Genomic DNA, 23021 nt, shown 5'->3' on the forward strand with positions numbered 1-23021 from the left:
GCCAAAAACGTAGATGGCCGGGACAAGCCCGGCCATGTGGCGACGCTCTCGCGCCAAATGTCTTGATTCTGGAGTGACGCGTTAGGCGGCGCGCACGCCCGCCAGGAAGGTGCCGACTTCACCGGAGAGCTGCTCGGCCTGCTTGGAGAGGTTCGAGGCGGCGGCGAGCACCATGCCGGCGGCGTTGCCGGTCTCGTTCGCGGCGGTCGAGACGCCGCCGATATTGGTGGTGACTTCCTTGGTGGCTTCCGCCGTCTGCGAGACGCTGCGGGCGATCTCGGCGGTTGCGGCACCTTGCTCCTCGATGGCAGCCCCGATCGAGGTGGCGATGCGGCTGACCTCCTCGATGGTGGCGGTGATGCCGCCGATGGCGTCGACGGCCTCCTTGGTCGCGCCCTGGATCTGGGCGATCTTGTCGCCGATCTCGCGCGTGGCTTCGGCAGTCTGGCTCGCCAGCGACTTCACCTCGGAAGCGACGACGGCAAAGCCGCGGCCGGCTTCACCGGCGCGCGCGGCCTCGATGGTGGCGTTGAGTGCGAGCAGGTTGGTCTGCGCGGCAATGCTGGAGATCAGCTCGGCGACGTGCTCGATCTGCTGGGCGCCGTCCGAGAGCGCACGCACGATGGTGTCGGTGCGGCGCGCGCTGTCGACCGCGCGGCCCGTGACTTCTGCGGACTGAGCGACCTGGCGGCTGATCTCGGTGATGGAGGAGGAGAGCTCCTCGGCGGCAGCCGCGACGGTCTGGACGCGCTGGCTCGCCTCGGTGGCGGCCGTGCCGACCACGGCGGCGCGGCGGTTGGTGCCTTCGGCCGTGGATGACATCGACTTGGCGGTGATCTCGAGCTCGCCGGAGCCCGAGGCCATCAGGCCGACGAGCTGACCGACGGAGGCATCGAAGCGATCGGCGAGGGCGATCAGGGCGTCGCGCTTCTCCTGCTCGCTGCGGGTCTTGGTGGCGACCTGCTCGGCTTCCAGGTTACGCGCCGTCAGTGCAGTCTGACGCAGGACTTCGAGCGTCTCGGCCATGCGGCCGATCTCGTCGCCGCGGTCGGTCTCCTCGACCGGCTTGTCGATGGCGCCTTCCGAAATCTCCTGCATGCGGTTCTTCTGGCGGTCGAGAGCGCCGAGCACGTCGCGGGCGATCAGCCAGGACAGCGTCGCCATCAGCAGCATCAGGCCGATGCCGATCGCGGCAAGCTCCAGCGTCAGCGCGCGCACGTCGGCGTCGATGTCGTCGACATAGAGACCGTAGCTGATGGTCGCGTTCCAGGGCGCGAATTTGCGCGCAAAGACGGTCTTGCGCACGGGCTCGGTCTGGCCGGGGCGGGGGTAAAGATAGGAGGTCACTCCGCCCTGTGCGGTCTCGCCGCCGGCCTCGATGATGGCGTCGGCGATCAAGACGCCGTTGGAGTCCTTGGCCCCAGTGATCTTGCCTTCCAGCTGCTGGTTGGCGCCGTTCACCAGGATGGAGGTGTCGGGGTTGTAGACAACGGGGTAGCCTTGGTTGCCGTTGAAGTTCATGCGGCGGCCACGCTGGTGGAACTGGGCCTTGGCGTCGGCCGGCGTCAGCTTGCCGGCAGCAACCTCTTCCTGAAGCGATTGCGCGTAGTTGTAGAGCAGCTCTACCGCAGTCCGCATCTGCTGGACGCGATCCTCCATCATGCGACTCTTGCTGAGGACGGACGATACGCCGATGATGGCCGTGACTGTGAGAGCTGAAAGACAGACCATGCTGGCGAGCTTGGTCCGGATCTTGAGATGACTCATCAGCTTCATCGCGGCCTCGAAAGAAATGGTTGTTATTGCTCGCGTCGGTAGCATGAAGTTCTTACCAATCATGAATGGACGCGTGCGACGTGCTGCCGCGCGCGCAGCGTCCGCAGCCGGATGCGCAAGCATGCAGGCGGAATCGCGCTGTGCCAGTGCGTGGCGCGTCAGGTCGTCGAGACAGATGATGTCGGAATTTGGTGGTGACCGAGCCGGGCCGGAGCGGCAATGAACCGATTCGTTCACCGCGTCGTCATGGCCGTGCTGCTCGTGGCTGCCCTCGTCCTGATCTGGAACGTGCTGGGCGCGCGCTGAGTCGGCACCGGCAGATCCGCCAGTGCCGACTTGCTTTCAGGTTAACTAGCGAGCGCCTCAGCGCCGTGCGTAGGCGTCGCCCGCCGCGTCGCTCTCCTTGCCCATCAGCGCATCGACGCTGACCGAACCGCCGCCGGCGGCCGCGAGGTAGAGGCAGGCGAAGCAGAACAGGATTGCTGCGGTGCCGCCATTGAGCAGCGGCAGGAACACAGGCGATTCGCCTTTGAGCATGTGGCCCATGAAGTAAGCGAAGGCCATTTCGCCCGAGAGAATGAAAGCGGTGAGGCGGGTGAACAAGCCGAGCATCAGAAGCGCGCCGAGCACGAGCTCGAGCGCACCGGCCGTCCAGATCAGCGGCGGGATGTTCGCGAAGTAGGGGAGCACCGGAAACTTGAAGATCTTTGCGATGCCGTACTGGAACAGCAGCAGTCCGGTGACGAAGCGAAACAGGCTCAAGAGAACCGGTTGAAAGCGAGTGAGATACGGAAAGTTCATTGGTTTGTGCCCTCCATCCAATGCTGCGACTTGGACCGCATTCGGTTTCGCCCTGCAAGCCGTGCACACTCGATTCGTCCTGACATTTTCGTCATGTCGGACAAAACACCGCAGGCCAGGATTTCAGCCCCGTGCGACCGCACTTTTTGCGCGTGTTCCCCGTCGCGCCCATCCGTAATTTGCCGGTGACGCGGATGCGCGCAAGTTACCTCCAGGAAACTTACCGCCGCAAGGCGGGCACGATCAGGAACGGGATCATCCCGAGCACCACGCTCGCAAGTGCGAAAGCAAGCAGCGCGTTATACCCGTGGGTCGCGTCATGGATCAGGCCGCCGCTCCAGGAGCCGAACGCCGAGCCGAGGCCACTGCCGATCGAGATGGTGCCGTAGATGGTGCCGACCCGCTTGCCCTGGAAAATCCTCATCGCCGTGGCGCTGATCAGCGGGCCGCGCGAGCCCATCATGCTGCCGAAGCAGACGACGAAACCGGTGAGCAGCAGGATGTTCGGAGAATACTGCAACAGCCACAGCAGGACGATGCCGAGGATCGAGATCGCGTAGCTCAGCAGCACCGACGGCCTGCGCCCGATCAGGCCGTCGAGCGCGGACACGCCGAGCATGCCGAACACAAGCACGACGCCGGAGAAGCCCCAGGCGGTCGCAGCCTGCAGCGGCGGGAAGCCGGCGTCGATCAGATAGGCCACGATCTGCGCGGCAATTGAGTACATGCCGACGGCAGTGAAGAAGAAGGTCCAGAACAGCGCCCAGAAGGCGTGATGGCGCATGGCACGGAGCAGCGTCCAGCCATTGTCGACGAAATCAGGATCGGTCCTTTTCACGACATGCGGCGAACCTGCAGCGAACAGCCGCCACGGCAGCAGCATCAGCGGGAGCAACAGGCCGAGTGCCGTAAAGCCGAATAGCTGGTAGGTGTCTCGCCAGCCGACGTGATCGATCAGGAGCTGCGAGGCCGGCAGCAGCGCCAGCACGCCGCCGCCCATCGCCGAATACACCACCGACATTGCAGTCGGCAGACGGGGCCCGAACCAGCGGCCGAGCAGGATCGAGTTCGGCACGATGCCGATGAAGGCAACGCCGATGCCGACGCAGAGGCCGATCGAGAGTTGGAACTGCCAGAGATGTTGCGCGTGGGCTGCGACCAGGAATGCCGCGCCCAGCAGCAACAGCCCGAGCGCATAGACGATGCGTGGTCCGGAATGGTCGAACAGGCGTCCGACGAAGGGCGCAGTGAGACCGCTCGCGAGCCAGGTCAGTGAATAGACCGAGACGATCTGCGCGCGGTCCCAGCCAAAACTTTCCGAAATCGGTTTCAGGAACACCGTAAAGCTGTCGCCGAGCCCGCGGCCGAGCACGGCCAGCGTGAAGCACAGCGCGAGCACGACGAGCGCGGTGCGAACAGCGTCCCGCTGATCGCTCGCGACGTTCTCCCTGGGAGTGTTCTGATCCATTGCCTGTCAGGGAGCGCGCATCCGTGCGCCCTGACAAGCAGCGAAAAGCTCATACGCCTATGCAGGCTTAAGGAGGACGTGCTTCTTCTTGCCGAAGGAGAGCTTGATCACGCCCTCGGGCGTCAGATTGTTTGCCGACAGTGCCATCTTTTCGTCAGTGACCGGCTCGTCGTTGACGCGAAGGCCGCCGCCCTTGATCTGGCGCCGGGCTTCGCCGTTGGAAGCAACGAGGCCCGCCTTGACGAAGGCGTTGAGCACGCCGAAGCCGGCGTCGATCTCGCCCCGCGGAATTTCCACCGTCGGCAGGGTTTCGGCCAGCGCGCCTTCCTCGAAGGTGCGGCGCGCGGTCTCCGCCGCCTCGTTCGCGGCCTCGCGGCCGTGCAGCAGCGCGGTCGCTTCAGTGGCGAGCACCTTCTTGGCCTCGTTGATCTCCGAGCCGCCGAGCGCTTCGAGCTTCCTGATCTCAGCCATCGGCAGCGTCGTGAACAGCTTCAGGAATTTGCCGACGTCGGCATCCTCGGTGTTGCGCCAGTACTGCCAGAAATCATAGGGCGAGAACGCGTCGGCGTTGAGCCAGACTGCGCCTTGCGCGGTCTTGCCCATCTTGGCGCCCGATGCGGTCGTCAGCAGCGGCGTCGTCAGCGCGAACAGCTGGTGCGTGCCCATGCGGCGGCCGAGATCGACGCCCATGATGATGTTGCCCCACTGGTCCGAGCCGCCCATCTGCAATTTGCAGCCGGTGCGCTTGGCAAGCTCGACGAAGTCGTAGGCCTGGCAGACCATGTAGTTGAACTCGATGAAGCTCATCTCCTGCTCGCGCTCGAGGCGCAGCCGGACGGAGTCCATGGTCAGCATGCGGTTGACCGAGAAGTGCCGGCCGACGTCGCGCAGCATCTCGATCCAGTTCAGCTTGGTCAGCCACTCCGCATTGTCGAGCATGACGGCGTCGCTTGCGCCGCTGCCGTAGCGCAGCACTTTCGCGAACACGCCGCGGATCGATTCCTTGTTGGCCTCGATCTCGGCAATGGTGCGCATCGCGCGCGTCTCGTCCTTGCCGGAGGGATCGCCCACCATGGTGGTGCCACCGCCCATCAGCGTGATCGGCTTGTTGCCGGACTGCTGCAGCCAGTGCAGCATCATCATGGTCAGGTAATTGCCGATATGCAGCGAGCGGGCGGTGCAATCGTAGCCGACATAGGCGGTCGCCTCGCCCTTGGCGGCGAGCGCGTCCAGCCCCTCGAAATCGGAGCATTGGTGGATGAAACCACGTTCCTGCAGGATATTGAGGAAATCCGATTTAAATGCAGTCATCTGTCGGCATGCCCAACAATTCTTGGTTTACTGTTTCGGGAGCAATTTAAGGGTCTTCCGTGGGAACCCGATTGCTGCCCGCCACTTGGCGCTGTGGCATTATAAGATGTGTCCCTCTGGCACAAGATCGGCATGCCGGAGGGGGTCTTTTGAGGACGCTGATCCATGATGTTGACGGCACTCGGTTTGATGAGCGGCACCTCGCTGGACGGGGTGGATGTCGCGCTGATCGAAACCGATGGAAAACAGGTGAAGGCATTTGGGCCGTCCGGCTACCGGGCCTATAGCCCTGCGGAGCGCAATCTGTTGCGTCAGGCCCTCTCCGAGGCTGTGCACCTGGCGCAACGTGACGCCCGGCCAGGCATCCTGGCCGAGGCCGAGCGCGCGGTGACACGGGCCCATGCCGAGGCGGTTGCCGCCTTCTTCGCCCAGAACCGAATGAAGCCCGAGGATGTCGACATCGTCGGCTTCCACGGCCAGACCGTGCTGCACCGCCCCGAGCGGCGCCTGACGGTGCAGATCGGTGACGCCGCGGCGCTGGCGAAGGCGATCCATATCCCAGTAATGCATGATTTCCGCGCCGCCGACGTCGAGGCCGGCGGGCAGGGGGCGCCCTTCGTACCAGTCTACCACCGCGCGCTCGCCAACTCGCTGGATCGCGAGGGGCCGATCGTCGTGGTCAATATCGGCGGCGTCTCCAACATCACCTATATCGACGGCAACGATACGCTGATCGCCTGCGACACCGGCCCCGGCAACGCGCTGCTGGACGATTTCATGTACCGCACCATGAACCAGGCGTTCGATGCGGAAGGAAAGTTCGCAGCCCTCGGGAAGGTCGAAGAGGTCTGGATCGCTCGCGCGCTGGAGCTGCCGTTCTTTGCGCTGCCTCCGCCGAAATCGCTCGATCGCAACGATTTTGCCGCCTTGAGACTCGGCGACGTGGCGCCGGCCGACGGTGCGGCGACCCTGACCGCCTTCACCGCGACGGCGATCACCCGCATCATCCCGTTGCTCCCGCGTCGGCCGCGCAGCTGGATCGTCTGCGGCGGCGGCGCCCGCAACCTCACCATGCTCCGCATGTTGCGGGAGCGGGTGGGATCGGCGACAGTCGAGGCCGCCGAGACGCTCGGCTGGGCCTCCGACGCCATCGAAGCCCAGGCCTTCGGCTTCCTCGCGGCGCGCGGGCTGAAGGGCCTGCCATTGTCCTATCCGACCACCACGGGCGTGCCGATGCCGATGACGGGCGGGGTGATCGCGCGGCCCTGAGGACGGGCGATCAATGCAGATGCATTGAACTTGACGAGTGCATGCAACTGCATCTATATTGGATGTAGTCGCATCAATCGCCGGGATCATTGCCATGACGACCGCACTTGAGACGCCCGCTTCGCTCAAACTGATCAGCCACAAGCTTTGTCCCTACGTGCAGCGCGCCGTGATCGCGCTGACGGAGAAGGGCGTTCCGTTCGAGCGGGTCGATATCGATCTCGCCAACAAGCCGGACTGGTTCTTGAAGCTCTCGCCGCTCGGCAAGGTGCCGGTGCTGGTTGTGACGACCGACAAGGGCGAGGTCGCGCTGTTCGAGAGCAACGTGATCTGTGAATACATCGAGGAGACGCAAGCAGGCCTCAAGCTGCATCCGGCGGATGCGCTGAACCGTGCCGAGCATCGCGCCTGGATGGAGTTCGGCTCGGCGATCCTCGGCGACCTCTGGGGACTGGAGACGACGACGGATCCGGCGACCTTCGAAACCAAGCGCCAGGCGCTCGCTGCGAAATTCGCGCGCGTCGAGGCAGCGCTTGGCGTAGGCCCGTATTTCGCAGGCAATGCGTTCAGCCTGGTCGATGCGGTGTTCGCACCCGTCTTCCGCTATTTCGATGTGTTCGACGAACTGACCGAGCTCGGCATCTTCAGCGATCTGCCGAAGATGCGGGCGTGGCGTGCGGAGCTGGCGAAGCGTCCGAGCGTACGCACCGCGGTCGGCGCCGACTATCCGCAATTGCTGCGGGCTTTCCTGGTGCGGCACGACGCCCATCTGCTCAAGCTCGCCGCCTGAGGCGAGCCGATGTCACAATCCATGGCCTGGCTGATGCTGGTGATCGCCGGCGCGCTCGATGTCGGCTGGGCGATCTCGATGAAGTACGCGGAAGGCTACACGCGGGTGGGCTGGAGCATTGCTTCGCTCGTGCTGCTCGCGGCCTTCGTCTTCCTGCTCGGGCGCGCCTTGAAGGTGCTCGAGGTCGGCGTTGCCTATTCGGTGTGGACCGGCATCGGGGCTGCCGGAACCTTCGTCATGGGCGTGGTGCTGTTCGGCGAGACCTTGAGCGCGATGAAGCTTGCCGGCATCGCGCTCGTCTTGACGGGGATCGCCGCGCTCAAGCTGGCTTGAGCTGCGAGCCTTGGCTTCGTAGCCCGGATGGAGCGGAGCGCAATCCGGGGCCGTGTATCCGCGGATGGAGTTTCCCGGATTTCGCTTCGCTCCATCCGGGCTACAAAATCTCAGCGCACGTTCGCGAGCCGCATGTCGAGATAGGCGGTGATGGTTTCCATCAGCGGCTCGAGCTTGGCGTCGAAGAAATGGTTGGCGCCGGGGATGACCTGCTGGTCGATCACGATGCCCTTCTGCGTCTTCAGCTTCTCGACCAGCGTGTTGACGTCCTTCGGCGGCACCACCGCGTCCTTCTCGCCATGCACGATCAGGCCCGACGACGGGCAGGGCGCAAGGAACGAGAAGTCGTAGAGGTTGGCCGGCGGCGCGATCGAGATGAAGCCCTCGACCTCGGGGCGGCGCATCAGAAGCTGCATGCCGATCCAGGCGCCGAAGGAGAAGCCGGCGACCCAGCAAGCGCGCGCTTCGGGATTGATGGTCTGCGCCCAGTCGAGGGCTGCGGCGGCGTCCGACAATTCGCCGGTGCCGTGGTCGAACGAGCCCTGGCTGCGGCCGACGCCGCGGAAATTGAAGCGCAGCACCGAGAAGCCACGATGCGCGAACGCATAATAGCACTGGTACACGATCTGATGATTCATCGTGCCGTGAAACTGCGGATGCGGATGCAGGATCATCGCGATCGGCGCGTTCTTCTGCTTGGCCGGGTGATAGCGGCCTTCGAGACGGCCGGCAGGGCCAGTGAAAATAACTTCAGGCATCGATGATCTCTTGATTGACTTGCTGGAGAGACGATCCTCGGCAATCAACCGATTGTGGCCTCATCGGCAGGTGCCGACGGAAGCGCGAATGAAGGGTGAGAAGGCGCGCCTTGCGGTGATGCGCTGAAGGCGTGCGGTGACTTGACGGTGCGGGTTCTAACATAGGCAGAGGGTCAAAAAGCAAGCATCTTGAACATCACCCAATGGGCTCAAGGCGTTAGCGTGTCATGGTCGCGTCATCGGCTGCCGCGGATCTGGAATCGCCCGTTGCCAAGCGCATGTCGGGGCGCCATGTCGAGCTGGAGGGGCCCCACGGGCCAAGTTTCCCAGGCAAGGTAATATAATACTAGATGCAGAACCGCGTTTATCTCGACTGGAATGCGACCACACCGCTGCGCGCCGAAGCGCGACGCGCGATGCTCGCCGCCTGGGACCTGGTCGGCAACCCGTCCTCAGTCCATGCCGAGGGGCGGGAGGCGCGACGGCTGGTCGAGGAGGCCCGCGCCGCGCTCGCGGTGGCGGTAGGGGCGCTGCCGCGGAACGTCGTCTTCACCTCCGCTGGCACGGAAGCCAACGCGCTGGCGCTGTCGCCTGGCCTGCGGCGGTCATCCGGCGGCCCGGTCGAGCGGCTGCTGGTCTCGGCCGTGGAGCACGCTTCGGTGCTGGCCGGTGGCCGGTTCCCGGCGGACAGGGTCAGCCCGATCCCGGTGACGCGTTCCGGTGTGGTTGACCTCGACCATCTCACTAGTCTGCTCGGTGGCGGCGCCCCGGCACTGGTTTCCGTCATGGCCGCGAACAACGAAACCGGCGCGCTCCAGCCGGTCGCCGAGGTCGCCCGGATCGTCCACGAGGCCGGCGGCCTCCTGCACGTCGATGCAATCCAGGTGCTTGGCAAAATCCCATTTGAAATCAACGCCATGGGCGCGGATCTTGCGACTTTTTCTGCACATAAGGTCGGCGGCCCCAAGGGCGTCGGCGCTCTGGTCGTGGCGGAGGGACTGACGGGACTGGAGCCGTTGTTGCGGGGAGGCGGCCAGGAGCTGAACCGACGCGCGGGAACCGAGAATGTTGCGGGAATCGCCGGCTTTGGCGCAGCGGTGAAGGCCGCGCTTCAGACTCTTTCCGAAGATGCGGAACAGATGGCAACCCTCAGAATTCGCTTGGAAAACGGCATCCGAGCAATCGCCGGCGCAACGATCTTCTCGGACGAGGTGACGCGGTTGCCAAATACCGTCCTTTTCACCGCGCCCGGCCTCAAGGCTGAAACCGCCGTGATCGGCTTCGACCTCGAGGGCATCGCAGTCTCCTCGGGTTCGGCCTGTTCCTCGGGTAAGGTCCAGCCGTCCCATGTGCTGTCGGCCATGGGGTATGATCCCGCCGTGGCCCAGGGAGCGGTGCGCGTCAGTCTGGGCTGGTCCACGGAACTCGAAGACATCAATAGGGCGTTAGAGGCTTGGCGAAAGCTCGGTAATACCCTACTTAAGAGCTAAGCGATGAAACACGGCTTGAACGGTTCTAAGCACGTGCTTTCCGCCAAAAAACATCGTAATAGACACCGTAATAATCGTTCGAGTTTGATCCACCGCGGTCCTTGAAACCGCGAGCGGAGGATGGAATGCCAGCCGTACAAGAGACGGTCGAGCGCGTGAAGCGCATCGACGTCGACCAGTATCGTTATGGGTTTGAGACCCTGATCGACTCCGAGAAGGCCCCCAAGGGGCTTTCGGAAGAGATCGTAAAATTCATCTCGCAGAAGAAGAACGAACCCGACTGGATGCTCCAGTGGCGGCTCGAGGCCTATCGGCGCTGGCTGACCATGACCGAGCCGACCTGGGCGCGCGTCGACTATCCCAAGATCGACTTCCAGGACCTCTATTACTACGCGGCGCCGAAGCCGAAGAAGACGGTCACCTCGCTGGACGAGATCGATCCGGAGATCCTGAAGACCTACGAGAAGCTCGGCATCCCCTTGCGGGAAGTTGCCATGCTCGAAGGCGTCGAGCCGAAGGTAGGCGAAGAAGATCCCGCCCGCCGGAAGATCGCGGTCGACGCGGTCTTCGATTCGGTGTCGGTTGCGACCACCTTCAAGGCGGAGTTGAAGAAAGCCGGCGTGATCTTCATGCCGATCTCTGAGGCGATCCGCGAGCACCCTGAACTGGTGCAGAAATATCTGGGCTCGGTGGTTCCGACCTCGGACAATTTCTACGCGACACTGAACTCGGCGGTGTTCTCCGACGGCTCATTCGTCTACGTGCCGCCGGGCGTGCGCTGCCCGATGGAGCTGTCGACCTATTTCCGCATCAACGAGCGCAATACCGGCCAGTTCGAGCGCACGCTGATCATCGCCGACAAGGGCGCCTACGTTTCCTATCTCGAGGGCTGCACCGCGCCGCAGCGCGACGAGAACCAGCTGCACGCCGCCGTGGTCGAGCTCGTCGCGCATGACGATGCCGAGATCAAATATTCGACGGTGCAGAACTGGTACCCCGGCAATTCGGAAGGCAAGGGCGGCATCTACAATTTCGTCACCAAGCGTGGCGACTGCCGCGGCAACCGTTCCAAGATCTCCTGGACCCAGGTCGAAACGGGTTCGGCGATCACCTGGAAGTATCCGAGCTGCATTCTCCGCGGTGACAATTCGAGCGGCGAGTTCTACTCGATCGCGATCTCGAACGGCTTCCAGCAGGTCGACTCGGGCACCAAGATGATCCATCTCGGCAAGAACACGTCGAGTCGTATCATCTCCAAGGGCATCGCGGCCGGCAAGTCGCAGAACACCTATCGCGGCCTCGTTACCGCGCACCGGAAAGCGACCGGCGCGCGCAACTTCACCGCCTGCGACTCGCTGCTGATCGGCGATAAATGCGGCGCGCACACCGTGCCGTACATCGAGGCCAAGAACTCCTCGGCGACGTTCGAGCACGAAGCGACGACCTCGAAGATCTCCGAGGACGTGCTGTTCTACTGCATCCAGCGCGGTCTCTCGCAGGAGGAGGCGGTCGGCCTCGTCGTCAACGGCTTCGTCAAGGACGTGCTGCAGCAACTGCCGATGGAGTTCGCGGTGGAAGCGCAGAAGCTGATCTCGATCTCGCTTGAAGGGTCGGTCGGTTAATACCGACCCTCGCGGTGCGCTTAGGCGCTCCATGCATCATTTGAATAGACTGGACACCAAAATGGCTTTGCTTGAAGTGAAAGACCTCAAGGTTCGTGTCGAGGAGCGTGAGATCCTCCACGGGCTGACGCTGACCGTGAACGAGGGCGAGGTCCATGCGATCATGGGGCCCAACGGCTCCGGCAAATCGACGCTCTCCCACGTCATCGCCGGCAAGCCCGGCTACGAGGTCACCGACGGCCAGATCCTGTTCAAGGGCGAGGATCTCCTGGAGATGAGCCCGGACGAGCGCGCCGCCAAGGGCGTGTTCCTGGCGTTCCAGTATCCGGTCGAGATTCCCGGCGTCGCCACCATGAACTTCCTGCGCACCGCGCTGAACGCGCAACGCAAGGCGCGCGGCGAGGACGAATACTCGACGCCGGACTTCCTGAAGAAGGTCCGCGAGGTCTCGAAGTCGTTGAACATCCCGCAGGACATGCTCAAGCGCGGCGTCAATGTCGGCTTCTCCGGCGGTGAGAAGAAGCGCAACGAGGTGCTGCAGATGGCGCTGTTCGAGCCGAGCCTGTGCATCCTCGACGAGATGGATTCCGGCCTCGACATCGATGCGCTGCGCATCGCGGCCGACGGCGTCAACGCGCTGCGTTCGCCGGGGCGCGCGATGGTCGTCATCACCCATTATCAGCGGCTGCTGAACTACATCGTGCCCGACGTCGTGCACGTGATGTCGAAGGGCCGTGTCGTGAAGAGCGGCGGTAAGGAATTGGCGCTGGAGCTGGAAGCATCCGGCTACGCCCAGTTCGAGGATGCCGCGTAAGGAATTTTGCGATGAACGTTGCTGTGGCAAAGACCGGAAAGGGCCGCGCGGTGAGCGATCTCTTCACCAGCGCCGAGGGCCGGCTGCCGGGTTCGTCCGCGGTCACCGCTGTGCGCCGCGAGGCGTTCGAGACCTATGAGCGTCTCGGCCTTCCGCACCGCCGGATCGAGGAATGGAAATACACCGACCTGCGTGCGCTGGTCGGCGAGGTGCTGCCGCTGGCAGCCGCGCCCGATGCGGCCGCGCTGAAGCGCGCCGCGGACACGGTGAAGACGCATGCGATCGCAGGCGCCCGCAAGCTGGTGCTGGTCGACGGCGTGTTCGCAGCCGATCTTTCCGACGTCAAGGCGCTGGCCGCCGAGGTCGGCTTCAAGACGCTACGGGATGCGCTGGAGAAGGATGCCGGTCTGTTGAAGACCGTGTCCACCGATGCCGTGATCTCGCTCAACGCGGCGATGGCGACCGACGGCGTCGTGCTTGATATCGCCGACGGTGCGCAGCTGTCCGCACCGATCCAGATCATCCACATCGCCACCGCCACATCGGCGTCAGCCTTCACCCGCTCGCAGGTCACGATCGGCAAGGGCGCGCACGCCACCATCGTCGAGAGCTTCGTTGCGGCAGGCGCTGCGGCCTACCAGGTCAATGACGCCGTGATCGTTTCTGTCGGCGATGACGCCGACGTTGCACACATTCGCCTGATGGACGATGCACCCGACGCCTTGAACGTCTCGTCGCACTTCGTCACCGTCGGCGCCAATGTGAAGTTGAATTTCTTCAACATGACGACCGGGGCTGCTGTCAGCCGCCTGCAGGGCTTCATCACGCTGGCGGGCGAGGGCAGCGAGCTCTCCGCCAACGGCGTCAACCTGTTGCAGAAGACCGAGCATGGCGACACCACGCTGGTGGTCGACCATGCCGTGCCGAACTGCGTCAGCCGCGAAGTTTTCCGCGCGGTGATCGACGATCGCGCCCATTCGGTGTTCCAGGGCCGCATCATCGTCCGTCCCGATGCGCAGAAGACCGACGGCAAGATGATGACCCGCGCGTTGCTGCTCTCGGATGAAGCCGAGGCCGACAACAAGCCCGAGCTCGAGATTTTTGCCGACGACGTCTCCTGCGGCCACGGCGCGACCGCCGGTGCGCTCGACGACAGCCTGTTGTTCTACCTGAAGGCGCGCGGCCTGCCGGAGAAGCAGGCCCAGGCGCTGCTGATCCAGGCTTTCGTCGGCGAGGCGATCGAGCAGATCGCCGATGACGGTTTGCGCGAGCACGTGATCGGCATTGCCGAGCGCTGGCTGGAGCGGCGGTCATGAGCACGCATCCGGCGGTCAACAACGGTGCCTACGACGTCGCGCGCGTGCGCCAGGATTTTCCGGCGCTCGCGATGCAGGTCTACGGCAAGAAGCTGGTCTATCTCGACAACGCCGCTTCGGCGCAGAAGCCGAGCGCCGTGCTCGACCGCATGACGCAGGCCTATACGAGCGAATACGCCAACGTGCATCGCGGCCTGCATTACCTCGCCAATGCCGCGACCGAAGCCTATGAGGGTGGCCGCACCAAGGTGGCGCAGTTCATCAACGCGCCCCGTACGGAAGAAGTGATCTTCACCCGCAACGCGACCGAGGCGATCAATCTGGTCGCCTCGTCCTGGGGCGGGCCGAACATCAAAGAGGGCGACGAGATCGTCCTCTCGATCATGGAGCACCATTCCAACATCGTGCCGTGGCACTTCCTGAGGGAACGCCATGGCGCCGTGATCAAATGGGCGCCGGTCGACGACGAGGGCAATTTCCTCATCGACGAGTTCGAGAAGCTGCTGACGGCCAGGACCAAGCTGGTCGCGATCACGCAGATGTCGAACGCGCTCGGCACCATCGTGCCGGTCAAGGAGGTCGTGAAGATCGCCCACGCGCGCGGCATTCCCGTGCTGGTCGACGGCAGCCAGGGCGCGGTGCATCTGCCCGTCGATGTCCAGGACATCGGCTGCGATTTCTACGTCTTCACCGGCCACAAGGTGTATGGGCCGACCGGAATCGGTATTCTCTGGGCCAAGTACGACCACCTCGTCGCGATGCGTCCCTTCAACGGCGGCGGCGAGATGATCCGCGAGGTCTCGCGCGATGTCGTCACCTATGGCGATCCTCCGCACAAATTCGAGGCGGGCACGCCGGCGATTGTCGAGGCCGTCGGCCTTGGCGCGGCCATCGACTACGTCAATTCGATCGGCAAGGAGCGCATCGCCGCGCACGAGCACGATCTCACCACCTATGCCCAGGATCGGCTCCGCGAGATCAATTCGCTGCGGCTGATCGGCACGGCACGGGGCAAGGGCCCGGTGATCTCGTTCGAGCTGAAGGGCGCGCACGCCCACGACGTCGCCACCGTGATCGACCGCCAGGGCATCGCGGTGCGCGCCGGCACCCATTGCGTGATGCCGCTTTTAGAGCGGTTCAACGTAACGGCCACCTGCCGGGCCTCGTTCGGCATGTATAATACGCGGGAAGAAGTCGATCATCTGGCACAGGCGCTTTTGAAGGCGCGGGATTTGTTCGCATGAGTGACACGGCCGAAATCAAAGCTAGTCCGATGGAGACCCATTCGGCGCTGCCGCCGGAGGAGACCGAGCGGCTGACCACGGAGATCATCGCCGGGCTGAAGACCGTGTTCGACCCGGAAATCCCGGCCGACATCTACGAGCTCGGTCTGATCTACAAGGTCGAGATCAAGGACGACCGCTCCGTCGACGTCCAGATGACGCTGACGACGCCGAACTGCCCGGCCGCCGGCGAGCTGCCGACCATGGTCGAGAACGCGGTTGCCAGCGTCCCCGGCGTCGGCGTGGTCGACGTCAAGGTCGTCTGGGAGCCGCCGTGGTCGCCGGAACGCATGAGCGACGAGGCGCGCCTCGTGCTCAACATGTGGTGACGCGTAACCTCAGCATTGAATTTGCTCCGCAACGGACCAGATAGATAAGATGACCCAGGCGACACCAGCATCCACTCCGAAGCCGCGGCGGCCGCGCCCGCAGGTGATGCGGCTGACGGACGCTGCTGCCCAGCGCATCACCGAGCTGACCCAGCGCGCCGATTCCGAGATCGTCGGCTTGCGCGTCGGCGTGAAGAACGGCGGCTGCGCCGGGCAGTCATACACGGTCGAATACGCCCACGACGTCCGCCCGACCGACGAGGTCGTCGAGGACAAGGGCGTCAAGATCCTGGTCGATCCCAAGGCCGTGCTGTTCCTGCTGGGCACCGAGATGGACTACAAGGCCGACAAGATGCAGGCCCAGTTCGTCTTCAACAATCCGAACCAGATCTCCGCCTGTGGCTGCGGCGAGTCGGTCGAGCTGCGGCCGGCCAAGATCGACGGGTAGGCCCGGCTCACGCTAAGCGCTCGGTCGTCGTCCCCGCGAACGCGGGGATCCATACCGCGTGGATCTATCTTGAGCGGAAGGTGCCAGTACCGGAGCTGGCACGACTAACAGTCTTCGCTAAACTCCTCCCTGTGATTATCGCGACGAGCGCGAAGCGCTCGCGCTGGGGTCCCCGCTTTCGCGGGGACGACGTTGGGGAGAGAGAGCGCACGATGGACCGCGAATTCCTGATCGACCTCTTCGCCGATTTCGGCCCCGTCACCATTCGAAAAATGTTCTCCGGCTACGGCATCTCCACCGACGGCATCAACTTCGCGCTGTCACTGCGTGCCGGCCTGTTCTTGCGCGCAGACGAGGTGACGATCCCGGACTTTGAAGCCGAAGGCTCAAAACCGTTTCAATATTCGACCCGCGCCAAGACCGTGTTGGTCAACTCCTATTGGGAGCTGCCGGCGCGCCTGTTCGACGATTCCGCCGAGCTCGCGCAATGGGCGAGGGCGGCGCTCGCCGCCGCCCAGCGCGCCAAGGTGAAGACGCGGCCGAAGAAGGTTGCGTCGAAGAAGTCCGTTGCCAAGAAGCCGTCGGCGAAGAAGCCAGTCAAGAAGACGGTCCGTAGGGTGGGCAAAGCGAAGCGTGCCCACCGTTCGAAATAATCATGCGCAGTTCGTGGGCGCGGCGCTGTGCGCGCCTTTGCCCACCATACGAGAGCTCAGTCTGCGGCCTTGGTCAGGCCGACCCTCATGTCCTTCGCCGTAAACATGCAGATGCCGTCGGCGAGCACGCGGCCGTCGGCTATCCCGAGCACCAGCTTGCCGCGCCTGACCATCCTCATGGCGACCTCGTAACGCACGCATCGCGTCTCCGGCGTGACGGTGCCCGTGCACTCGACTTCGCCGACGCCGATGGCGCGGCCCTTGCCCGGTGAGCCTGACCAGCCGAGCCAATAGCCCACCATCTGCCACATGGCGTCCAGTGCGAGCGTCGGCGGCATCATCGCGTCACCGCAATAATGGGCATCGAAGAACCAGTGGTCCGGCACGATATCCAGCTCGCCGACGATATGGCCCTTGCCGAATTCGCCGCCGTCCAGGCTGATTTCCGGGATGCGGTCCATCATCAGCATCGGCGGCGCGGGCAATTGCGCATTGCCGGGGCCGAAATAGCCGCCGTCGCTCGATCTCAGCAGCTCATCCCTGGTGTAGGACGATTGCGGCGTGTGAAAATCATGGGGATTGGGCACGACGACAAGTCCTTTGGGGGCTCGGGTGCAGACGGCCAATGTTGTCTTGTCAGATTTTGTTCGCCACGGAATAATGTCAAGCGGCGATGCTGTAGGGTGGGCAAAGCGAAGCGCGCCCACGGTTCGAAATAATCATGCCGAGATCGTGGGCACGGCGCTCACGCGCCTTTGCCCACCCTACGGCAGCTCTTTGAAAATCTACGCCACCCGGCTGTGGGTTTCGACCGCGTATTCCGGATCGGCTTCGCAGATTACGCGGTTGCGGCCGTTGCGCTTGGCGGCGTAGAGGCAGGCATCCGCACGCTCGATCAGTGCGTCGGTGTCGTCGCCCGGCTTGAGCATGGAGACGCCGACGGAGATGGTGACGCGGCCGAGGATCTCGCCGGTGGACTTCTTCTTCAATTCCTTCGCCATCACCGCGCGGCGGATATGGTCGGCCACCGTGAGAGCCTGACGCAGCGCGGTGTTGGGCAGCACGACCGCGAATTCCTCGCCGCCATAGCGCGCGGTGATGTCCTGGCCCTTGATGGTCTGCTTCAGCGACAGACCGACGAGCCGCAGCACCTGGTCGCCGGTGAGATGGCCGTAGGAATCGTTGAACGACTTGAAATGATCGATGTCGAACAGCAGCAGCGACAGCGGCTCGCCCGAGGCGAGGGCGCTCTGCACCGCCATGTCGATCATGCGGTCGAAATATTTGCGGTTGCCAAGGCCCGTGAGCGGATCGGTCAGGCTCTCGGCGCGGATCGCCTCAAGGCTCTGCTGGAGATTGCTGATCTCGTTCTTCGACAGCGTCAGCCGGTCTTCCAGCGTCTTGTTGGTCTCGCGCATCTCGCTGGTCGAACGCAGCAGCGTCTCGACGATCGCCTTGATCTGCTCGCGGTTCTCGGCCGACGCCAGTTTCTCGGTGGCTCCCGACAGGCTGGCATCGTAGGAGCCGGTCATGCCGAGTGCATCGCTCAACACCTTCATCACGTCGTCGATCTCGCCGATGACGCGCGCGCCGACCTTGTCGATGCGGTCGGTGGTCTTGATGTGGGAGAGATAGGTCTCGTAGATCTGCTCGAGATCGGCTTCAGTCAGCTTGCCGCTGCGCGCCAGCGTCTCGTTGACGATCTTGTTGAGAGGCGCGTTGTAGCCGGTGGCGTAGACGTACCAAATCTCATAGTTGCGGGGAATTGCCGTCTGCCGCAGCGATCGGATCTGCCCGAGCGCTACCTCGGCGAACGCCATCGTGCGTTCGTGTTCGTCGAGAACCTTGACCACGGAACATACCCCACAGCGGTCGGTGCGACGTCGACCGCAGCAATGCTTAAATTATGTTCGTAGGCTAACGGACGATCGTGAACACCCCGTAAATATACGTTCACGAATGCATCTAAAAAATTGTGCGGCGGCTTTGCTCAACCGAAACCTGGGGCGCCTCGCGCCTCAGGCCCCGGCGGGGGAGGAGCGAACCGGCCGCAGCAGAAACGCCGGCAGATGCGAGTGATCGCCCGGCTCGCTGTCGGCCTCGCGCTGACGGCGGGGCTCGGGACGGCCGATCGACGGCACATGCGAATTATTGGACTGCTGGCGCGCGTCGTGACGCGGCTCGGCCCTGCGCTTGTCGTCGGAACGATGCCTTGCTTCAGCGGGCTGTCTTGCCTCCGAAGAACTCTTTGCTTCGGAAGCATGTCTTGCTTCGGAAGCATGTCTTGTTTCGCCACGGGCCTCGCGCGGCTCATGGCTGCGCTCACGATCACGGCCGCGCTGCGGCTTGCCGCGTCCGCCACGTGAACGTTCGCGGCCACGCGACTCGCGCGGACGCTCGGCCCCATCGGAGGCTTCGGCGTGGATTTCAAAGTCGCCTTCGGCGCGCGGAATGCTCTGGCCGATCAGCTTCTCGATGGCCACCATCGACTTCTGGTCGAGCGGCGTCACGATCGAGATCGCGGTGCCGGTGCGGCCGGCGCGGCCGGTGCGGCCGACGCGATGGACGTAGTCATCGGGATGGTGGGGGACGTCGAAATTGAAGACGTGGCTGACCTCGGGAATGTCGAGGCCGCGGGCGGCAACGTCCGAGGCGACGAGGAGGGGGAGCTCACCCTTGCGGAACTGTTCGAGCGCCGCCATGCGGGCCGGCTGGTCCATGTCGCCGTGCAGTGCGCCGACGCTGAAACCATGCTTCTGGAGCGATTTGTGAACGATGGCGACTTCGCGCTTGCGATTGCAGAAGATGATCGCGTTCTTGAGGTCCTTGGCCTCGCGCAGCAGGCGGCGAAGCAACTCGCGCTTCTCGTGCGCCTCGCGTCCCGCGGGCACCTGCGACTGCGTGACCGTCACGGCAGTCGTGGCAGGCTTGGACACTTCGACCTTCTGCGGATTGTGCAGGAAGGCTTCGGTGATGCGCCGGATTTCCGGCGGCATGGTCGCGGTGAAGAACAGGGTCTGTCGCGTGAACGGGACGAGCTTGCAGACGCGTTCGATGTCGGGGATGAAGCCCATGTCCAGCATGCGATCGGCTTCGTCGATGACGAGCAGCTCGACCCCGGTGAGGAGCAAGCCGCCGCGCTCGGTATGGTCGAGCAGGCGGCCGGGGGTGGCGATCAGCACGTCGACGCCGCGCGTCAGCTTGGCATCCTGGTCACCGAAGGAAACGCCGCCGATCAGTAGCGCGACGTTGAGTTTCTGGCCGGCGCCGTAGCGGTCGAAGTTTTCCTTGACCTGGGCCGCGAGCTCGCGGGTCGGCTCGAGGATCAGCGTGCGCGGCATCCGCGCCCGAGCCCGGCCCTTTTCGAGGATGGTGAGCATCGGCAGCACGAAGGCCGCGGTCTTGCCGGTGCCGGTCTGGGCGATGCCGAGCACGTCCTTGCGTGCGAGGACGTGGGGGATCGCCTGTTCCTGAATGGGGGTGGGGGTGGTGTAACCGGTGGCCGCCACTGCGGCGAGGACTTTTTCGGACAGTCCGAGATCTGAAAAGGACATTGAGCCTCTGGTCGAAACCGCCGTTCGGAATCGAGGGTAATAAGGCTGTCGCGTTCCACCCCGAAACGGCGCGCTCTCAAAGAAGCTGGGGGTGCTGACTCACGCGAACAAAGCGCCAGGCTCAGGAATCGGTCTTCGATCTGAGCCGCGTCGCCCCGGAACATAGGCGGGAATCGGCCAAAGTCAATGGAGCGGGCGCGGGAAGGTCCTAAAAAACCTGAGGTTTTTACCAAATAGCGGGTGCAACTGGGGTTTTTCCGCCCAGCCCCGCGCTCCGGCCGGAGCCGCCAAAACGACGGCTAACCCCTATCCGAGCCCTGCGCCCGGAAGTCACCCGGGGCCATGCCATAGGCGGCATTGAAGACCCGGTAGTAGGTCGCCAGGCTCTCGAAGCCGCAGGAGGTCGCGATGTCGGCGATCAGCCGCTCCGGTGCCTCACGCATCAGGCGGCGGCTCTGTTTCAGGCGTTCGTCCGTCACGGTCTGCGAGAAGCTCTTCGCCGCGGTCTCGAACAGCATGCGCAGGTGGCGCACCGACACGCCGAGCTCGTCGGCCACCATCGTCGGCGCCAGATCCGGGTTTTGCAGGTGGCCCGCGATCAGGCGCCGGGCCCGCGAGAGACGGGCCGTCCGCAGCGCGGCCTGTCCGCGCCGGCTGCCGGGCCTGACGATGCCGCGTTCGATCAGCGCCAGATGGGCCAAAGCCTGGACGAGGGAGGTCGCATCGCTGGCGCCCTGATCCGTTGAGGCTTCGCCGAGCTCGGCAAAGCAGGCCCCGAGCAGGGGCGCCAGGGTGGGATCGCTGAACGTCCGGGGCGCAAGCTCGCGCATGCGTTTGTCCTGCGCCGGGATGCCGCTGACCGGAATCTTCAGGATCCGCAAATGGAAGCCCCCGGCACCCAGCGGCGCCGTGCGGTAAGGCAGGTCAGTATGGCTGGTGGCGAAACTGCCCGGGGCGATCGCGAAGTCGTTTCCGCGCATGCCGCCGAACCAGCCGCCGCTGCCGAGCTGCTGGTAGACGCAGATGCTGTCGCCGGGTGCGTAGGCGATGTCGGAGCTGCTGCGCTCGACCGTATATTGCGAGGCCTTCAGCTCGACGAGGCCGGCGCCGCCAAGCTGGCGCAGCGAGAATTCGCCGAAAAAGTCCGCGCGCCGTTCGCGCTCGAGTTCGGCGGTGACGCCGAACAATCCCTTGGAGCGCACCTCGCGCCAATAATCGAAGCGATCCTGCGGCTCGACTTCGTCGGTACACCAGCGATACACGGCAGCCCCCTCGCTTCGAGCGCGTTTGCCTGATGCCAAAGAAAAAGCAGATTCCAGCGCAATCTGCCATAGGCAGATCGTGGAACCGGGGCCCGGGCCCTTGAACCCTCGTTACGTCTGGGCCGACTATCACACAGCGGCGGGGGGTCCAATGAACTGCTGTTCGAGGGAAGCGGCCTAGCGCCGTTCTGCAACGGGAATTTTGCGATGACGCGTCGGCTTTTCGGAATTCTGGCGGCCCTTGGCCTGGCGGCGAGCCTGAGCGGCTTCGTAGCTCCCGCCTATGCCGAGAAGCGTGTCGCGCTCGTCATTGGTAATAACGACTACAGGAACGTGCCGAAGCTGCTCAAGGCGGTCAACGACGCCCGCACCATGGGCGATACGCTGAAGCAGCTCGGCTTCTCGGTGATGGTCGCAGAGAACCAGAGCCGGCAGCAATTCTCCGAGACCCTGCTCGCCTTCGATAAGGCGATCGAGCCGGGCGATACCGCGTTCTTCTTCTACGCCGGCCACGGCTTCGAGATCGCGGGCCAGAACTACCTGCTGCCGACGGACGTGCCGGCAGCGACCGAAGGGCAGGAAGAGCTGGTGCGTGACGCATCGATCCTGGCCGACCGAATCGTCGAGCGCCTCCAGAACAAGAAGGCGCGGACCTCGATCCTGGTGTTCGATGCCTGCCGCAACAACCCGTTCGAGCGCAAGGGCACCCGCGCGGTGGCCGGTGGCGGCGGGCTTGCTCCGATGGTGCAGCTGCCTGAAGGCGTGTTCTCGGTGTTTTCGGCAGGTCCCCGCCAGACCGCGCTCGACCGCCTCTCCAACGACGACGCCAATCCCAATTCGGTGTTCACGCGCACCTTCGCCAAGGAGTTGCTGCAGCCCGGCGAGAACCTCGTGCAGGTGGCGCAGCGCACCCGCCGTGCCGTCAGCGAGATGGCCGATACCGTCAAGCACAGGCAGGTGCCGGTCTATTTCGACCAGATGGTCGACGACGTCTTCCTCAGCGGCATGGCGAAGGATGCCGTCGCGCGGCCAGCTGATCCGCCGCCGCAGAAGCTCGCGGCGCTGCCGCCGGTGTCAGTGCCGCAACTGCCGAAGGAGGAGACCCTCAACGCGCCGATCGCGAGCTTCTCGCGGCACAATGGCGGCTGGAGCGTGGTGTTCTCGTTCGCCGACCCGACGCTCGGCATTTCCTGGCGCATGGCCGGCAAGGGCGATTTCCGCGAGACCGGCTTCATCGACACGCTCGATCCGCGCACGCGCAAGCGGATGCCTAACCCGTCGATCGAATTGCCGCCGGATGCTGCGGCCGGCACCATCGAGGTCCGCTATGTCGATCAATCCGGCGACATGCAGGGGCCGTTCCCGATCCGGTTCGATCCCGAGGCCGCGCTGATCCGCGACCAGCGCAAGATCCTCGACATGACGTCGACGAGCTGGCTGTCGTTCCGCGAGTTCAACGGGCTGCTGGTCTACTACACGCACCTCGTGTCCTATCGCTGCGCCATCCGCGAGGTGCGCATCGGCATCGACACTGCCGTGCCCAACCAGGTGCTGAAGATGCCTGCTTGCGACATGCGCGACCCCAGTGCGATTACCGCCGGCATGCCGCTCTACATGAAGCTTGCCCCCGCCACGCAGTCCGTCTCGGTGGAGCTGACTTATCGCGACGGCAGCGTCTCGGAGATCAAGAGCTTTCGGAGTGCGAACCGGCAGTAGTGATTGACGGCGTTCGCTGGCCGGAGCG

General features: G+C 64.2%; 21 protein-coding genes. 12 read left to right on the top strand and 9 right to left on the bottom strand.

The window, feature by feature from the left end; genetic code table 11:
• Positions 1 to 81: 81 nt before the first annotated feature.
• From A3AS_RS0139945 to tyrS, 4 genes are all read right to left on the bottom strand, one after another.
• Positions 82 to 1776 (bottom strand): methyl-accepting chemotaxis protein, encoded by a 1695-nt coding sequence (locus A3AS_RS0139945; protein ID WP_018323023.1) that lies wholly within the window; start codon positions 1774 to 1776, stop codon positions 82 to 84.
• Between the two features lie 363 nt (positions 1777 to 2139).
• The gene (locus A3AS_RS0139955) at positions 2140 to 2577 is read right to left on the bottom strand and encodes a DoxX family protein (protein ID WP_018323024.1); all 438 of its coding nucleotides are present in this window, start codon (positions 2575 to 2577) and stop codon (positions 2140 to 2142) included.
• Positions 2578 to 2797: 220 nt separating this feature from the next.
• The gene (locus A3AS_RS0139960) at positions 2798 to 4045 is read right to left on the bottom strand and encodes an MFS transporter (RefSeq protein ID WP_018323025.1); all 1248 of its coding nucleotides are present in this window, start codon (positions 4043 to 4045) and stop codon (positions 2798 to 2800) included.
• 57 nt (positions 4046 to 4102) lie between these two features.
• On the bottom strand, positions 4103 to 5356 hold the full coding sequence (tyrS, locus tag A3AS_RS0139965; protein WP_018323026.1) for a tyrosine--tRNA ligase: 1254 nt from the start codon (positions 5354 to 5356) through the stop codon (positions 4103 to 4105).
• 165 nt (positions 5357 to 5521) lie between these two features.
• On the opposite strand from tyrS, the gene A3AS_RS0139970 reads away from it, so the two are divergent.
• The 3 genes from A3AS_RS0139970 to A3AS_RS0139980 all read left to right on the top strand — a co-directional run bounded on the left by A3AS_RS0139970 (position 5522) and on the right by A3AS_RS0139980 (position 7748).
• Complete coding sequence (locus A3AS_RS0139970; RefSeq protein ID WP_018323027.1) at positions 5522 to 6625, top strand: anhydro-N-acetylmuramic acid kinase; 1104 nt, start codon at positions 5522 to 5524, stop codon at positions 6623 to 6625.
• 94 nt (positions 6626 to 6719) lie between these two features.
• On the top strand, positions 6720 to 7415 hold the full coding sequence (locus A3AS_RS0139975) for a glutathione S-transferase family protein (protein ID WP_018323028.1): 696 nt from the start codon (positions 6720 to 6722) through the stop codon (positions 7413 to 7415).
• A gap of 9 nt (positions 7416 to 7424) precedes the next feature.
• Positions 7425 to 7748, top strand: coding sequence for a multidrug efflux SMR transporter (locus tag A3AS_RS0139980; RefSeq protein WP_018323029.1), 324 nt, complete (start codon positions 7425 to 7427; stop codon positions 7746 to 7748).
• Positions 7749 to 7858: 110 nt separating this feature from the next.
• On the opposite strand, the gene A3AS_RS0139985 is transcribed toward A3AS_RS0139980, so the two are convergent.
• On the bottom strand, positions 7859 to 8506 hold the full coding sequence (locus A3AS_RS0139985) for an alpha/beta hydrolase (RefSeq protein WP_014495555.1): 648 nt from the start codon (positions 8504 to 8506) through the stop codon (positions 7859 to 7861).
• A 350-nt stretch (positions 8507 to 8856) separates the two neighbouring features.
• On the opposite strand from A3AS_RS0139985, the gene A3AS_RS0139990 reads away from it, so the two are divergent.
• The 8 genes from A3AS_RS0139990 (at position 8857) to A3AS_RS0140025 (ending at position 16461) form a co-directional block, all read left to right on the top strand.
• On the top strand, positions 8857 to 9996 hold the full coding sequence (locus A3AS_RS0139990) for a cysteine desulfurase family protein (protein WP_018323030.1): 1140 nt from the start codon (positions 8857 to 8859) through the stop codon (positions 9994 to 9996).
• Between the two features lie 125 nt (positions 9997 to 10121).
• Positions 10122 to 11618 (top strand): Fe-S cluster assembly protein SufB, encoded by a 1497-nt coding sequence (gene sufB, locus A3AS_RS0139995; RefSeq protein WP_018323031.1) that lies wholly within the window; start codon positions 10122 to 10124, stop codon positions 11616 to 11618.
• 61 nt (positions 11619 to 11679) lie between these two features.
• Complete coding sequence (sufC, locus tag A3AS_RS0140000; RefSeq protein ID WP_020508824.1) at positions 11680 to 12432, top strand: Fe-S cluster assembly ATPase SufC; 753 nt, start codon at positions 11680 to 11682, stop codon at positions 12430 to 12432.
• Positions 12433 to 12443: 11 nt separating this feature from the next.
• Positions 12444 to 13748 (top strand): Fe-S cluster assembly protein SufD, encoded by a 1305-nt coding sequence (gene sufD, locus A3AS_RS0140005; protein ID WP_018323033.1) that lies wholly within the window; start codon positions 12444 to 12446, stop codon positions 13746 to 13748.
• A complete protein-coding gene (locus tag A3AS_RS0140010; RefSeq protein ID WP_018323034.1) occupies positions 13745 to 14992 on the top strand; it encodes a cysteine desulfurase in 1248 nt (415 codons plus the stop codon). The genes sufD and A3AS_RS0140010 overlap by 4 nt, the downstream gene beginning before the upstream one ends.
• Complete coding sequence (locus A3AS_RS0140015; RefSeq protein WP_018323035.1) at positions 14989 to 15360, top strand: SUF system Fe-S cluster assembly protein; 372 nt, start codon at positions 14989 to 14991, stop codon at positions 15358 to 15360. The genes A3AS_RS0140010 and A3AS_RS0140015 overlap by 4 nt, the downstream gene beginning before the upstream one ends.
• Positions 15361 to 15409: 49 nt before the next feature.
• Positions 15410 to 15808, top strand: a complete 399-nt coding sequence (locus A3AS_RS0140020; protein WP_018323036.1) for an iron-sulfur cluster assembly accessory protein — start codon at positions 15410 to 15412, stop codon at positions 15806 to 15808.
• Positions 15809 to 16020: 212 nt separating this feature from the next.
• Positions 16021 to 16461: a TfoX/Sxy family protein gene (locus A3AS_RS0140025; RefSeq protein WP_018323037.1), complete on the top strand. Its 441-nt coding sequence runs from the start codon at positions 16021 to 16023 to the stop codon at positions 16459 to 16461.
• A 56-nt stretch (positions 16462 to 16517) separates the two neighbouring features.
• Here A3AS_RS0140025 and fabA read toward each other — a convergent pair whose 3' ends face one another.
• The 4 genes from fabA to A3AS_RS0140045 form a co-directional block, all read right to left on the bottom strand.
• Positions 16518 to 17048, bottom strand: a complete 531-nt coding sequence (gene fabA / locus A3AS_RS0140030; protein ID WP_018323038.1) for a bifunctional 3-hydroxydecanoyl-ACP dehydratase/trans-2-decenoyl-ACP isomerase — start codon at positions 17046 to 17048, stop codon at positions 16518 to 16520.
• A gap of 198 nt (positions 17049 to 17246) precedes the next feature.
• Positions 17247 to 18314, bottom strand: a complete 1068-nt coding sequence (locus A3AS_RS0140035; RefSeq protein WP_018323039.1) for a GGDEF domain-containing protein — start codon at positions 18312 to 18314, stop codon at positions 17247 to 17249.
• A gap of 165 nt (positions 18315 to 18479) precedes the next feature.
• Entirely contained in the window at positions 18480 to 20015 is a 1536-nt protein-coding gene (locus tag A3AS_RS0140040; RefSeq protein ID WP_018323040.1) for a DEAD/DEAH box helicase, read from the bottom strand.
• A 299-nt stretch (positions 20016 to 20314) separates the two neighbouring features.
• Positions 20315 to 21277 carry a helix-turn-helix domain-containing protein gene (locus A3AS_RS0140045; protein WP_018323041.1) on the bottom strand — a complete coding sequence of 321 codons (963 nt, stop codon included), beginning with the start codon at positions 21275 to 21277 and terminating at the stop codon, positions 20315 to 20317.
• 207 nt (positions 21278 to 21484) lie between these two features.
• Here A3AS_RS0140045 and A3AS_RS0140050 point away from each other — a divergent pair, with 207 nt between their 5' ends.
• Positions 21485 to 22993 (top strand): caspase family protein, encoded by a 1509-nt coding sequence (locus tag A3AS_RS0140050; RefSeq protein ID WP_018323042.1) that lies wholly within the window; start codon positions 21485 to 21487, stop codon positions 22991 to 22993.
• Positions 22994 to 23021: the final 28 nt, after the last annotated feature.

It is taken from the genome of Bradyrhizobium sp. WSM2793, from assembly GCF_000379585.1.
GTDB lineage: Bacteria > Pseudomonadota > Alphaproteobacteria > Rhizobiales > Xanthobacteraceae > Bradyrhizobium.

Bases quoted from the DNA above. Each gene is read 5' to 3' on its own strand.
- A3AS_RS0139945 (WP_018323023.1), bottom strand. From the start codon at position 1,776: ATGAAGCTGATGAGTCATCTCAAGATCCGGACCAAGCTCGCCAGCATG.
- A3AS_RS0139955 (WP_018323024.1), bottom strand. From the start codon at position 2,577: ATGAACTTTCCGTATCTCACTCGCTTTCAACCGGTTCTCTTGAGCCTG.
- A3AS_RS0139960 (WP_018323025.1), bottom strand. From the start codon at position 4,045: ATGGATCAGAACACTCCCAGGGAGAACGTCGCGAGCGATCAGCGGGAC.
- tyrS (WP_018323026.1), bottom strand. From the start codon at position 5,356: ATGACTGCATTTAAATCGGATTTCCTCAATATCCTGCAGGAACGTGGT.
- A3AS_RS0139970 (WP_018323027.1), top strand. From the start codon at position 5,522: ATGATGTTGACGGCACTCGGTTTGATGAGCGGCACCTCGCTGGACGGG.
- A3AS_RS0139975 (WP_018323028.1), top strand. From the start codon at position 6,720: ATGACGACCGCACTTGAGACGCCCGCTTCGCTCAAACTGATCAGCCAC.
- A3AS_RS0139980 (WP_018323029.1), top strand. From the start codon at position 7,425: ATGTCACAATCCATGGCCTGGCTGATGCTGGTGATCGCCGGCGCGCTC.
- A3AS_RS0139985 (WP_014495555.1), bottom strand. From the start codon at position 8,506: ATGCCTGAAGTTATTTTCACTGGCCCTGCCGGCCGTCTCGAAGGCCGC.
- A3AS_RS0139990 (WP_018323030.1), top strand. From the start codon at position 8,857: ATGCAGAACCGCGTTTATCTCGACTGGAATGCGACCACACCGCTGCGC.
- sufB (WP_018323031.1), top strand. From the start codon at position 10,122: ATGCCAGCCGTACAAGAGACGGTCGAGCGCGTGAAGCGCATCGACGTC.
- sufC (WP_020508824.1), top strand. From the start codon at position 11,680: ATGGCTTTGCTTGAAGTGAAAGACCTCAAGGTTCGTGTCGAGGAGCGT.
- sufD (WP_018323033.1), top strand. From the start codon at position 12,444: ATGAACGTTGCTGTGGCAAAGACCGGAAAGGGCCGCGCGGTGAGCGAT.
- A3AS_RS0140010 (WP_018323034.1), top strand. From the start codon at position 13,745: ATGAGCACGCATCCGGCGGTCAACAACGGTGCCTACGACGTCGCGCGC.
- A3AS_RS0140015 (WP_018323035.1), top strand. From the start codon at position 14,989: ATGAGTGACACGGCCGAAATCAAAGCTAGTCCGATGGAGACCCATTCG.
- A3AS_RS0140020 (WP_018323036.1), top strand. From the start codon at position 15,410: ATGACCCAGGCGACACCAGCATCCACTCCGAAGCCGCGGCGGCCGCGC.
- A3AS_RS0140025 (WP_018323037.1), top strand. From the start codon at position 16,021: ATGGACCGCGAATTCCTGATCGACCTCTTCGCCGATTTCGGCCCCGTC.
- A3AS_RS0140040 (WP_018323040.1), bottom strand. From the start codon at position 20,015: ATGTCCTTTTCAGATCTCGGACTGTCCGAAAAAGTCCTCGCCGCAGTG.
- A3AS_RS0140050 (WP_018323042.1), top strand. From the start codon at position 21,485: ATGACGCGTCGGCTTTTCGGAATTCTGGCGGCCCTTGGCCTGGCGGCG.